This window comes from Methylorubrum rhodinum (assembly GCF_014199935.1).
Classification (GTDB): Bacteria; Pseudomonadota; Alphaproteobacteria; order Rhizobiales; family Beijerinckiaceae; genus Methylobacterium; species Methylobacterium rhodinum.
Map to the genome: position 1 here is coordinate 148778 of NZ_JACHOP010000001.1, position 13336 is coordinate 162113.

General features: G+C 72.1%; 9 protein-coding genes. 7 read left to right on the forward strand and 2 right to left on the reverse strand.

Translation table 11 applies throughout. The annotated features are described in order from the left end of the window. Positions 1 to 83: 83 nt before the first annotated feature. A complete protein-coding gene (locus HNR00_RS00700) occupies positions 84 to 1931 on the forward strand; it encodes an outer membrane beta-barrel protein (protein WP_312885982.1) in 1848 nt (615 codons plus the stop codon). Positions 1932 to 2059: 128 nt separating this feature from the next. On the opposite strand, the gene HNR00_RS00705 is transcribed toward HNR00_RS00700, so the two are convergent. After that, positions 2060 to 2623, reverse strand: a complete 564-nt coding sequence (locus HNR00_RS00705) for an AprI/Inh family metalloprotease inhibitor (RefSeq protein WP_183563276.1) — start codon at positions 2621 to 2623, stop codon at positions 2060 to 2062. A 288-nt stretch (positions 2624 to 2911) separates the two neighbouring features. On the opposite strand from HNR00_RS00705, the gene HNR00_RS00710 reads away from it, so the two are divergent. The 6 genes from HNR00_RS00710 (at position 2912) to HNR00_RS00735 (ending at position 12390) form a co-directional block, all read left to right on the forward strand. After that, positions 2912 to 3736, forward strand: coding sequence for a DNA-binding protein (locus tag HNR00_RS00710; protein ID WP_376770343.1), 825 nt, complete (start codon positions 2912 to 2914; stop codon positions 3734 to 3736). Between the two features lie 5 nt (positions 3737 to 3741). Further along, entirely contained in the window at positions 3742 to 5247 is a 1506-nt protein-coding gene (locus tag HNR00_RS00715) for a M48 family metalloprotease (protein WP_183563279.1), read from the forward strand. Positions 5248 to 5497: 250 nt separating this feature from the next. Further along, positions 5498 to 6400: a glycosyltransferase family protein gene (locus HNR00_RS00720; RefSeq protein WP_183563282.1), complete on the forward strand. Its 903-nt coding sequence runs from the start codon at positions 5498 to 5500 to the stop codon at positions 6398 to 6400. Beyond that, positions 6397 to 7338, forward strand: a complete 942-nt coding sequence (locus HNR00_RS00725) for a glycosyltransferase family 2 protein (RefSeq protein ID WP_183563285.1) — start codon at positions 6397 to 6399, stop codon at positions 7336 to 7338. The genes HNR00_RS00720 and HNR00_RS00725 overlap by 4 nt, the downstream gene beginning before the upstream one ends. 85 nt (positions 7339 to 7423) lie before the next feature. Then, positions 7424 to 9157, forward strand: a complete 1734-nt coding sequence (locus tag HNR00_RS00730) for a sensor histidine kinase (RefSeq protein ID WP_183563288.1) — start codon at positions 7424 to 7426, stop codon at positions 9155 to 9157. Positions 9158 to 9534: 377 nt separating this feature from the next. Next, complete coding sequence (locus HNR00_RS00735; RefSeq protein WP_183563291.1) at positions 9535 to 12390, forward strand: S8 family serine peptidase; 2856 nt, start codon at positions 9535 to 9537, stop codon at positions 12388 to 12390. A gap of 19 nt (positions 12391 to 12409) precedes the next feature. Here HNR00_RS00735 and HNR00_RS00740 read toward each other — a convergent pair whose 3' ends face one another. Next, positions 12410 to 13303, reverse strand: coding sequence for a hypothetical protein (locus HNR00_RS00740; RefSeq protein WP_183563294.1), 894 nt, complete (start codon positions 13301 to 13303; stop codon positions 12410 to 12412). Positions 13304 to 13336: the final 33 nt, after the last annotated feature.

Consider the following 13336-nt stretch of genomic DNA (forward strand, 5'->3'; position numbering starts at 1 on the left):
TAACCCTGCTCGGTATAGCTCGGTTAACCATGGTGGACCCGCGGGACGGGTCCGCCGGCCGCATCGAGGGAAGAGCGCAGCCGGTGACACGCGAGCGGCCGATCACGGAAGAGCGCGCGAACCGCGCCGGGGCGGGCGCCCTCGCGCCGCTCCGGGGCCTCGCCGCGACGCTCGCCGCCGCCCTGGTGCTGGCGCCGCTCGCCGGCCCGGCCTTCGCCCAGGATGCCAGCCCGTCCGCGACCGACCCGTCCGCCGCTCCTGCGGAAGGGGCGGAGGCGTCCGCCCGCGCCCGGCCCCGCCCCACCGGCATCGAGACCGCCTCGCCGCTGCGCGGCGGCCTGATCTCGTCCGGGCTCGGCGCATCGAATTCGGCTTCCTCGACCTCCGGCACGTCCGGGGCCGGCAGCTTCGGCCCCCGCGCTCCGGCCTCCACGGGCGACGCCCCTGCCCCATCCGCCGATTCCTCCGACGACAGTGTCTCGCGCCTGCCGCGCTTCCGCACCGCTCCCGGCATCACCGGCGGCGCGACGGTGAACGGGGCCCGGCCCTCGCTGTTGCGCCAGCGGGCGGCGCCGCCGCGCCGGCTCGGCTCGGCCACCAAGCAGATCACCCAGGCGCGGGTGCAGCAGACCACGACCGACCTGCGCCTGTCGCCGGTGATCCAGAGCCCGGTCTCCGGCGTGCCGCTGCCGAGCACCTTCGTGCGGCTCGGCCTCGTCAACCCGGCCAATGTGCTGGGGCTCGGCCTCGGGCTCGGCACCATCGTGCAGGGGAGCCTGAGGCCCATCGATCCGGCCTACGCGCCATTGGGCTACCGGCTCGGCGCCTTCACCCTGCTGCCGGCCTTCACCCAGAGCATCGGCTACGACACCAACCCGAACCAGACGGTCGCCCGCTCGGCCCAGCCCTCCCTGGTCCTGCGCAGCGAGGGCGAACTCGCGGTCCGCTCGGACTGGTCTCAGGCCGAGTTCACGGGCGAGATGCGCGGCAGCTATCTCGAATATCCCGACAACCCGGATGCGAGCCGCCCCAATGCGGTCGGCGTGTCGCGGCTGCGGATCGACGCCAACCGCGACACCCGCATCGACGTCGAGACGCGCTTCCTGCTCGACAGCCAGCGCGCCGGCAGCCCCGATCTCAACGCCGCGACCGCCAGCCGCCCGCTGTTTGCCAGCTACGGCGCATCGGTGGGCGTGCAGGAGAACTTCAACCGGCTGCAGCTGTCGCTGCGCGGCTCGATCGACCGGCAGGTGTTCGAGGATGCGCGCCTGTCGAACGGCACGGTGATCCGCCAGAGCGACCGCGACGCCAACCAGTACGGCGTGCGGCTGCGGGCGGGCTACGAAGTGTCGCCGATGTTCACGCCCTTCGTCGAGACGCTGATCGACACCCGCGTCTACGACACGCAGGTCGATCAATACGGCCTGCGGCGCGATTCCGACGGCATCGCCTTCTCGGCGGGCGCCAGCATCGAGTTGAACCGCGCGCTCACCGCCGAGGTCTCGGCGGGCATGCAGCACCGCTCCTACGTGGATCGCACGCTCCGCCCCATCGACGCGCCGCTCGTCAGCGCCGCGCTGATCTGGACGGTCTCGCCGCTGACGACCGTGCGCTTCAACCAGCAGACCGGCGTGATCGAGACGGCGGTGCCGGGCTCCAGCGGCGCCTTCACCGACGTGGCGACGTTGGAGGTGCAGCACGACCTGTTCCGCAACCTCTCGATCAATGTCGGCGCCACCTACCTCGCCAACACCTACGAGGGCGTGGCGATCCGCGAGCGCGGCTACTCGGCCTTCGCCCGGCTCGATTACCGCTTCAACCGCTGGCTCACCTTCCGCGGCAGCTACCTCTGGTCGACGCTGACGAGTTCCAGCGCCAATGCGAGCTACGAGGGCCACGCCGTGCTGCTTGGCGTGCGGGTGAACCCCTGAGGCGGCGTGTGAGAGTGGAGCGAGCGCCCCGCGCAGCGGGCCTCGGCTTTGCCGAGGCGTCGAGCGGAGCGAGAAGCCAAGCCCGCGGAGGCGGGCGCCGGCGCTCGAGGCAGCAGGAAGACGGCGCGTCAGCGCGCCAATGCGAGCTGCGCGCCCGACTTCGACAGCGCGCCGTCGAGGCTGCCGCCGGCCTGGCGCAGGCGCGCCGTGACGGTGCCGCCGGGCTGGTAGAGATAGACCTCGCCGTCGCGAAAGTCCCAGGCCGAGACCTTGGCGAGATCCTTGTTGGCGCAGCCCGAGGTCGAGGCCTTGTAGAGGTCGAGCGCGGGCGCGCTCGACAGCGAGACCTTGCAGCTTCCGGTGGCATCGGTGGCGTTCCACGAACCCACCACCGAGGAGCGGCCGGTGGCGACGACGGGGGCCGGCGAGGGCGCAGGCGGCAGCGGCTCGGGCTCGATCACCGGCGAGGGCGCGGCGGCGACGCTCGGCGGCGCATCGACCGGGGCGGCGCTGGCGCCGGGCGGGGGGGCGAGCGGCTCGCTCGTCACCCGGCCCGCGGGCAGGGCCGGCGTGGCGGGCTCCAGGGCGGCCTGCGGGCGCGGCCGCGGGCCGTCGAAGCGCGACGTGCCGCAGGCCCCGAGGCTCGCGGCGAGCGCGAGACAGGCTGTGGTCGAGAGCAACCCGCGCGGCATCGAGACTCCTTGCTTCCCCGGCGAACCCGCGGCTCCCGTCGCGGCCAAATGCGATGGCGGCAAGGCGCGCGGGACAAGCGAGGCGGGAAAAGCCGGGCCGTGGCCGGAATCCGGGCGAGTGTGGCGGGAGGGTCTCACTCGACGCATCGGGCGGGCGCGTACCCACTGTGGCGCCCCTGCCGCAGCGTCGCCGAATCCGCGCAAGCCGCATGTCTCGGCCCCGATCCCGGCACGATCCGCCGCGATCCTGGCATCCGACCGATGTCATCAGTCTCGAGCGAGACGCGCGTGAACCCACCGCCCGCCATCGCGACACGGCGCCCGCCCGGCCCCGCCCGCCGGGGCGGTGCCCTGTGGCTGCTCGCCGCCTGCGGGGCGCTGCCCTTTTCCGTGGCCGCGGACGAATCCTGCCGGCCGGGCGCGGCGCGGGCGGACCGGCTCGCCGGCCTCGGTTCGCGCGGCGAACTCATCCTCGCCTCCGGGCGCCGGGCGGTGCTGTCGGACCTGCGCTGGCCCGACGAGCCGGAGGCCGAGGCGGCGGCCCGCGCATGGCTCCTGCCGTTCCGCGATCGGCCGCTCGCCCTGACCGAGCGCGGCGGCGAGGACCGCTGGGGCCGCCGTCGGGTCGATGCGGTGACTGAGGGCACGGAACCGGCAGACCTCGCCGGCGGATTGATCGCGGCGGGCCTCGTCCATGCCGATCCGGGCGAGGCGGATACCCTGTGCCGCCCGTCCCTGCGGGCGCTGGAGGCGGCGCCGCGCGCGGCCGGGCTCGGCCTGTGGGGGGCGGGCGCGGTCGAGGCGAGCGATGCCGCGGCGCTCACCGCCCGCGCCGGGCGCTTCACCGTCACCGAGGGGCGCATCCTGCATGTCGGCGAGCGCAGCGCGCGCACGTATCTGGACTTCGCCCCGCGCGGGGCGCAGGGCCTGACCGTCACAGTGCAGAAGCGCACTTGGCGGAGGCTGGCCGAACATGGTTTGTCTGCGGCTACGCTGAAGGGACGCCTCGTGCGGGTCCGCGGCACGGTCGAGATCGGGCGGGGCCCGGTCATCGATCTGGGCAGCCGGGACGCGATCGAGGTCGTCGAGGGGGAGCGGGCGCTGCGGCGCTGAACGGCATGACGGGGGATCGGCACAACGGATCGGTGCGGCTGGACGCTTCGGCGCGCCGCGCGCGGCGGCTCGCGGGGCTTGCCGGGAGTCTTGCGCTCGCGGCCCTGCTCTCGGGCTGCGCCGGCGACCAGACCGGCAGCGTGATCACGCCCGCGGTCATCAAGGTGCCGGAGCAGGCGCCCAAGACCACCGGCCGCGTCCGCACCGGCGACAACGCGGATCATGCCAAGCTCGTCGCCTCCTTCGGCGGCGAGTACCGCGCGCCCGCCGCGCACCGGCTCCTCACCGAGGTGACCGAGCGGCTGGTGAAGGCGAGCGAGCGGCCGGACGAGGCCTACGCGGTCACGCTCCTCGATTCGCCCGTCGTCAACGCCTTCGCCCTGCCGAGTGGCCGGCTCTACGTCACCCGCGGCCTGCTCGCGCTCGCCACCGACACCTCCGAGGTGGCCGCGGTGCTGGCCCACGAGATCGCCCACGTGACGCTCCGCCACGCCACCGCCCGCAGCGAGCTGGCGCTCCGCTCGCAGCTCGTCAGCCGGGTCGTGGCCGACGTGCTCAACGATCCGGTGACGGGGAAGCAGCTGGAGAACCAGTCGAAGTTCACGCTGGCCCGCTTCTCCCGCGAGCAGGAATTCGAGGCCGACACCAGCGGCGTGCGGGTGCTGGCCCAGGCCGGCTACGACCCGTTCGGCGCGAGCCGCTTTCTCGAGGCGCTCAACCGCACCATGGCGCTCAAGTCCGGCACCGGCACCGCGAGCGAGCCCGACATGCTGGCGACCCATCCGGCCACCACCGAGCGCATCGCGCTCGTCACCCGCGCGGCCCGGCGCATCGGCGCCCCCGGCCTCGGCGCGGACGAGCGCGCCCGCTATCTCGCGGCGATCGACGGGCTCGCCTACGGCGACAACCCCGGCGAGGGGCTGGTGCGCGCCCGCCGCTTCCTGCATCCGGGCCTGCGCATCGCCTTCGAGGTGCCCGACGCCTTCGCCATCGAGAACACCCGCAACGCCGTGCTCGGCACGACGCCGGAGGGCAGCCGCCGCCTGCTGTTCGATCAGGTCGAAGCCAGCGCCGACCGCGGCCTGGAGGACGTGCTGCGCGCCACCTGGAACGACGCGATCGATTCGGGTTCGGTCGAGAACCGCATCGTCAACGGGCACTCGACGGTCACCGCCCTGTCGAAGGGCAAGGACTGGACCTTCCGCCTCGCCGCGATCCGCGTCGGCGAGACCACCTACCGCATGATCATGGCGGCCAAGGGCACGACCGATCCCGACCCGGCCTTCCGCCGCTGGGTCGAGAGCCTGCGCCCGATCGAGCCGGAGGAAGCCGCGAGCCTCAAGCCCGCCCACATCCGCCTCGCCACCGCCGCGCCCGGCGACACGGTGGACAGCCTTGCGCGACGCATGGTGGTGCCGGACCGCGCGGCCGAGCGCTTCCTCGTGCTGAACGGGCTGGAGCGCGGGGCGAGCGTGAAGCCGGGGCAGAACTATAAGGTGGTGGTGGAATAAGCCGCGAGGCCTTCACCCTCCACCGTCATTCCGGGGCGCCGCAGGCGAACCCGGAATCCACGACTGGGCACGACGGTGCAGCTTCAGCCTTGGCATCCCGCATCACGGGTGGATTGCACGCCTCCGGCGCGCCCCTTCGGGTCCGGGTTCCGCTTCGCGGCCCCGGAATGACGGGGGTGGCGGGAAGTCTTCGGCTTGCCCCTTCCCCGCTTCCTGTCTTAGGCGGTCCGCGCACCGCTCCGGGTCCGATGTGACGCCCTCTGCCCCCACCAACGACACCGCCGTCGGCGTCGTGTTCTTCCGCCCCTCGCCCGCGCAGGTGGAGCGGATCGTCGAGTGCTTTTCCGGGCGCATGCCGGTCTTCGTCTACGACAACGGCGGCATCCCGGCCGATGCCGTGGCGCGGCTCGATGCGGCAAGCGTGACGCGTCTCGGGGAAGGCCGCAACGACGGCATCGCCGCCGCCCTCAACCGGCTGTGCGAGGCGGCCGCCGCCAAAAACTTCGCCCGGCTGTTCCTGCTCGATCAGGACGCCGACACCTCGCCCGAGACGGCCCAGGCGCTCGGCCTCGCCCTCGACCGCCTCGGCACCGCGAGCCCGCCGCCCGCGCTCGTCGGCCCGGCGCCCGCGCCGAACCCCGGCCACAAGGCGCCGCGCTATCCGCTGCGCCCCGGCATGGCGCCCCACGGCGCCCTGCTGCCGGTGGCGTTCCTGGCGACCTCGGGCTCGCTGGTCGATCTCGCGACCTTCCAAAGAATCGGGCCGTTCCGCGAGGACTTCTTCATCGACGCGGTCGATCTCGAATGGTGTTTTCGCGCCTGGGGTCAGGGATTCTCCTGCTGGATGGATCCAGCGACCGCGATCCCCCACAGCGTCGGTCGCGGCACGATCCGCGCCCGCTTCCTGCCGATCGCGATGCCCGACCAGCCACCCTTCCGCATGGCGGTCTACCTGCGCAACACGGCCTTCAGCTGGCGCCTGCCGCACGTGCCGGTTCGGTGGAAGCTCAAGCAGATGGCCTATCTGCCGGCCCAGATCGGCCTCTATTGGGCCCATCACGGCTTCGAGCCGAAACTGCTCGGCCGGCTCCTGCGGGCGGTGGCGAACGGCCTGAGGGGGCGGCTCGGGCGGCCGGCGGACGCGCCGCCATGAGCCTTCGCGTGAGCCGGCTCGACGTCGTCATCGTCAACTGGAACGCCGGGGAACAGCTCGCCGCCTGCCTGTCGAGCTTGGCGGCCTGCGACGACGCGGCTTCGTTGCGCGTCGTCGTCGTGGACAACGCCTCCATCGACGGCTCGGCCCAAAAGCTGGAGCGGCCGGGGCTACACGTCACGGTGCTGCGCAACAGCCAGAACCTCGGCTTCGCCCGCGCCTGCAACCAGGGCGCGGCCGTGGGCTCGGCCGAGGCGATCCTGTTCCTCAACCCCGACACCGCGGTGAGCCGCGACGGCATCGCCGAGGCCCGCGCCGTGCTGGAGGCGGATGCCCGCACCGGCATCGTCGGCGCCCGCCTCGTGGACGAGTCAGGCCGGACCCACCGCACCTGCGCGCGGACGCCGACGGGCTTCAGCCTCGTTGCCCACACCCTGTTCCTCGACCGCCTGATGCCGGGACGCATCCCCCCCCATTTCCGGCTCGACTGGGACCACGCCGACACGCGGCCCGTGGACGCCGTGATGGGCGCCTTCCTGATGATCCGCCGCCCCCTCTTCGAGCGGCTTCACGGCTTCGACGAGCGCTTCTTCGTCTATTGGGAGGATGCCGACCTCTGCGCCCGGACGGGCGAGGCGGGCTTTGCCGTGTGCCATGCCGCACGGGCCGTGATCCGCCATCGCGGCCAGGGCACGACCGAGGCGGTGAAGGACCGGCGGCTGTTCTACTTCCTGCGCGCCCAGGCGCTCTACGCGGGCAAGCACCATGGACGGGCTGCCCTCCTCGGCGTCCTGGCCGCGGCGTTCGCCGTGAACCTGCCGGTGCGCCTCGTTCGTGCCCTGCTGCGGGGCGGACCAGGCGACGCCGGGGCCGTTCTGCGGGTGGGACGGTGGCTCGCGAGCGCTTCACCCAAGCTGTTGACCCGGCGGCCGAGTTAGGGCTTGCCTCCGCCGTGGCCTTGCCGGTCGCCGCGCCCTCGGCCATGCTGACGGGAGCGGCCCGGGCTGCTGAACGGGGAACGGATTGCTCGAACGGGCGGACCAGGGTTCTCGATCGCCGGATGTCTCGCCCGGCCTGTACCGGGCTGCCTTCGATGCCGCACCGGTCGGCCTCGCCATCCTCTCGCCCGACGGCCGCACCATCCGCGCCGCCAACCCGCGCCTGTGCCGCTGGCTCGGGCACGCCGCGGGCGCCCTCGACGGGTGCGCCGCTTCGTCCGTGCTGGAGGGCGCCCACGCGATCGAGCCCGGCATCGCCCGCTGGCGGCGGGCCGACGGCAGCGGCATCGACCTGCGCCTGTCCCTCTCCGAGGAGGCGGGCGGCGAGACGGTGGCCGTGGCCGAGACGGTCGATGCCGACGAACTGGTGCGCGCCGAGCAGAACCGCGACGCGCTGACCGCCGCGGGCCTCGGCGAATGGCGCTGGGACCTCGTCACCGGCGAGATGGCCTTTTCGCGCCGCGCCGCGCAGATCCTCGGCTACGCGCCGGGCCGCTCGGTCACCTGGGCGGCGATGCGCGGGCGGATCGACCCGGACGACGCCGAGCGCATCGCCAGCGCCGTGTCCGAGGCCATCGAGCAGCGCCACGCCTACGAGTTCCAGACCCGCTTCCGCCGCGCCACCGACGACGCCGAGATCTGGGTCGGCGCCCGCGGCGAGGCGGTCCTCTCCGGCGAGGGCACGCCGGTCGGCATCGTCGGCGTGGTGCAGGACATCACCACGCGGGTCGAGGCCCGCGCCGCCTTGGCCGAGCGCGAGGAGCGGCTGCGGGTCGCCACCACGGTCGCCGATCTCGGCATCTTCGAATGGCACGTCCTCGACGACCGGGCGACCTGGGAGAACGAGCGGATGTTCGCCCTGTTCGGCCGCCGGCCGGAAGAGGGCAGCATCGGCAAGTCGACCTTCCTCAAGGAGATCCTGCACCCCGAGGACCGCCCGGCCTTCCGGCACGCCATCGTGCGGGCACTGCGCGAGGACACGATCCTGCACGCCACCGGCCGCATCCGCCGCCACGACGACGGCACGTGGCGCACCATCGACATGGCGGGCAGGTTCGAGCGGCGGAAGGCCGGCGAGTGGCCGCGGCGCCTGATCGGGGTCGTGGCCGACGTGACCGACCGGCACCAGTCGGAAGAGCGCCGCAGCCTGCTGATCCGCGAACTGCACCACCGGGTGAAGAACACGCTGGCCACCGTCCAGGCCATCGTCGGCTCGACCGCGCGCACGGCCACCAGCATCGACAGCTTCCACGAGGCGTTCGTGGGCCGCATCAAGTCGCTCGCCCACACCCACAGCGTGCTGACCGAGGCGACGTGGCAGACCGCGCGCCTGCGCGACCTCCTCGCCTCCGAACTGATGCCCTATGCCGAGAGCGAGACCGAGACCTCGCCGGACCTGCGCATCCTGCTGGACGGCCCGCCGGTCGATCTGCCCTCCGACATCGCGGTTCCGATCGGCATGGCGATCCACGAACTGACCACCAACGCGGCGAAGTACGGCGCCCTCTCCACCGGCCGCGGGCGCGTCGCCATCACTTGGAACGTCGAGGGCGGGGTGCTCCATCTCGATTGGCGCGAGAGCGGCGGCCCCCCGGTCGCACCCCCGACCCGCCAGGGCTTCGGCTCGCGGCTGCTGCAGCGGGTGCTGACGACGCAGGTGCAGGCGACGATCACGACGGACTACGCGCCGGAAGGCTTCCACCTCACGCTCGCCGCCCCGATGCCGGCGCGCAACCCGGCGCTCAACCCGCTGGCCTGAGACGGACGGGCGGTCGGCGCACGACCGTCGCGCAGGCATCCCCGGCGCGACGATCGGGACACTATCCGTTCGGATAGATGTCGAAGTCCCGCGAATCGTTTATTGTTCTCGTCGGATCCGGTCCCGTGGAAATGGGCGATTCAACCGGCACGCCTCGTCTCGATCCGAGTGAGTGTCGGTTGTCCGCCTCGACATCCGTAGAAGCGGCGCTGCCCGGATGGGACCGAAGTCAATCTTGGGTCGTATTCAGGTGGGACGGGGCCGACTTTCGGGCGGGTCGATTCTGCGATAGATCTGCGATCGGACCTGCTGATCCGATCTTGTGGCCGTAAGCCCGCGACTGCGCGGGCCGGATCGGCGGTGCCTGGAGACGAGCGATGACGCCGAACGACCCGCTCTACGCGAATCAGTGGCATCTGCGGATGCTCGGTAACATCGAGACGATCTGGAACGACTATACGGGCGCCGGCATCCATGTCGGCGTCTACGATTCCGGCGTCGACTACCGCCATCCCGACCTGAAGACGCGCTACGACGCGACGCGCCACGTCGTCGTCGACGGCCGGGTCCTCGTCCCCGATCCGGACGACAGCCCGGGCAACGAGAACAACTGGCACGGCACCGGCGCCGCCGGCCTCATCGCGGCGACCGGCAACAACCGCACCGGCGTGGTCGGCGTGAGCTGGGGCGCGAGCCTCACGGGGGTGAACATCCTCGGCAAGACCTCGCCGGCCTACCTGAACGATCCGGACCCGGTCGGCTTCCTGTCGGCGATCCACCAGATGACGCGCTTCGACGTCACCAACGGCTCGTGGAACGCCACGCCGGGCTACGCCAGCACCTTCCAGAACCTCAACAATCCGAGCGCCTTCGCGGCGCGGCTCGCCGCCGAGTACGCCTACGTCTCCGCCAACGGCCGCGGCGGCCTCGGGACGGTGATCGTCCAGTCCGCGGGCAACGACGACCTCGACGTCAACGGCAACGGCACCAACGTCACGCGCCACAACATCACCGTCGCGGCGGCCAATCAGGACGGCTTCGTCTCCAGCTACTCGAACTACGGATCGAGCGTCCTGCTGACCGCGCCCGGCTCCGAGACCGAGGGCAGCATCGTCACCACCGACCGCTCGGGGACCGCGGGCCGCACGAGCGGCGACTACATGGGCAACTACAACGGCACCTCGGCCGCGGCCCCGATCGTCTCCGGCGCGGTCGCGCTGATGCTGCAGGCCAACCCGAATCTCGGCTGGCGCGACGTCCAGACCATCCTGGCCCTCTCCTCGACCCATACCGGCACCCGCATCGGTGCGAGCCAGCACTCCGCGGAGGAGAACAATTTCTGGCAGGTCAACCGCGCCGACACGTGGAACGGCGGCGGGATGCACTACAGCAACGATTACGGTTACGGCATGCTCGACGTCTACGGTGCCGTGCGCATGGCCGAGGCGTGGAAGCATTTCAGCCCCACCGCCCAGACCTCCGCCAACGAGGTGCGCTTCTCGACCGGCAACCTGACCGTCAACGGCAACAACTACATCCCGGACGGCAGCTACCTGAACGTCACCCTCAACGTCACCGCCTCGATGATCCTCGAGCATGTCGACCTGACGCTGACGTTCCGCCATGGGAACTTCAACTTCGTCAACATCTACGCCTACTCGCCCGAGGGCACCCGCGTCCTGCTCCACGACGGCAGCACGGGAGAGTGGAACACCGCCGCCAACGGCCTGACCTGGACCTTCGGCATCGATTCCCTCCGCGGGGAGGCCGCGGCCGGCACCTGGACCATCCAGTTCGTCGACACCTACCCGGAGACGGCGGACGGGTTCTTCACCAATGTCGAACTCGTCGCCTACGGCACGCGGCCCACCGCCGACGACGTCTACCACTACACCGACGAACTGGTGGAGATGAGCGCGCTGAACGCGGCCCGCCTCTCCCTGAACGACACCGATGGCGGGATCGACTGGATCGACGCCGCGGCGGTCACCGGCAACTGCTTCGTCAATCTCGGACCCGGCGGCAAGACGACCATCGCCGGCAAGGAGATCGCCATGGGCAGCGGCGTGATCGAGTGCGCCGTGACCGGCGACGGCAACGATGTCCTCGTCGCCAACTCGGCCCGGAACACGCTGGTCGGCGGCCGCGGCAACGACACCTATCTGCTCGATTCCGCCACCGACGCGGTGGTCGAGAAGTCCGGCCAGGGCGCCGACACCGTCATCGCCTCCGTGAGCTACCGGCTCGCGGCCGGCCAGTCGGTCGAGACCCTGCTGGCCGCCAACAAGACCGGCACCGCCCGGATCGACCTGACCGGCAACGAACTCGTCAACGCCCTCCAGGGGACGAACGGCGCCAACCGGCTCGACGGCGGGCGCGGCGCGGACACGATGACGGGATTGGGCGGCGACGACACCTACGTCGTCGACAATGCCCGGGACCGGACGGTGGAGGCGGGCGGCACCACGGGCGGCATCGACACCGTCCTGGCCTCCGTCAGCACGGTGCTGGCGGGCTTCGTCGAGAACCTGACGCTCACCGGGACCGCGGCCCTGACCGGCACCGGCAACGGGCACGCCAACCGCATGACCGGGAATACCGGCGCCAACGTCCTCGACGGCAGGGGCGGCAGGGACACGATGGCCGGCGGGCGCGGCGACGACACCTACGTCGTCGACAACCTCGGCGACCTCATCCTCGAGGCGGCCGGCCAGGGCCGCGACGGGGTGCGCAGCGGGGTGAACTACGCCCTCGCAGCCGGCCAGGAGATCGAGAGCCTCGCCACGACGCGGGATGCCGGCACCGGCGCGATCAACCTGAACGGCAACGAGTTCGCGAACACCATCCGCGGCAATGCCGGTGCCAACATCCTCGCGGGCAAGCTCGGCGCCGACACCCTGACGGGCTTGAGCGGAGCGGACAGCTTCCTGTTCAACTCGGGACTCTCGTCGCGCAACGTCGATCACATCACCGATTTCTCCGTCCGCGACGACACGATCCGCCTGGACGACGCCGTCTTCACCCAGTTCGCGGTGGGCACGCTCGCCTCCGGTCTGTTCAAGGATGTCGGCAACGCAGGCGCCAGGACCGACGCCGACGACCGCATCCTCTACGACCACCGCTCGGGCGGGCTGTACTACGACAAGGACGGCTCCGGCGTGTCCAAGGCGGTCCTGTTCGCCGTGATCGACACCAAGGCCCTGCTGACCTTCCAGGACTTCCTGGTGGTGTGAGGCCAGATTCGGGGCGCGATCAGGCCGCGCCCCGCGTCTCCTCGCCGCCCGCGTTGACGAAGCTCTTCAACTCGTCGAGGGAGCCGAAGGTGAAGCGGCCCCGCGGCGTGTCCGCCTCGATCGAGCCGTCGGAGAACATCACGTAGGTGTTGGCGCCCGAGGCATAACTGCCGACCGCGTGGCGCTCCGGTTCGGGCTCCGGGCCGTCCTCGTCCTTGATCGGCTCCGCCTCGACCGTTGCCCGCTCCGCGATCTCGGCCTTCGGCGCGTGATCCTCCGATGCGGACGGCGGCTCGGCCGGGAGGTCGAGGGCGGGGCGCAGGCCGAGGCCTTCGGCCACGGGCAGCTTCGGCTCGGACGGCGTCGGCGCGGCCGCGAACAGGGCCTCGTCCTCGCGGTCGCGATGCGCGGCCGGCGCTTCCGGCAGCAGATCGGGCAGCAGCGGCTCGACCTCCCGCCGGCTCTCCGGCGCGGGCTCGGGGTCCTCGAACACGGGCTCGCTGCCCCGGCCGTTCGCGCGCGGGGGGCCGAGGCCGCCCAGGCCCAGGCCGGCCAGCCCCGCCGTGCCCGCGAGCGCTCCCGCTCCGGCCGACGGCGCCTCGAAGGACGGCGGCGGCACGACGGCGGGCCCTTCCGGCGCGGCGAGCCACGGGGCCGCCTCGCTCCCGGCCGCAACGGAACCCTGCGGCTGAAAACCCTCCTCGCGCAGGAGGACGATGGCGCGCTGCACCCGGCGCAGCCGATCGACCACGGCCGAGAGGCCGAGCAGGATCACCCCGGCCGAGGCGGCGGTGGAGCCGCCGATCACCATGGCGAGCCCGCTCTCCAGCCGCACGTAGGGAAAGCCCTGAACCACCGCGGCGACGCCGCCGAGGATCATGACGAGACTGAGCGCGAGCAGCGCGACGACCATGGTACTCTCGACTGACTGTCGCGGGCCTTGGGG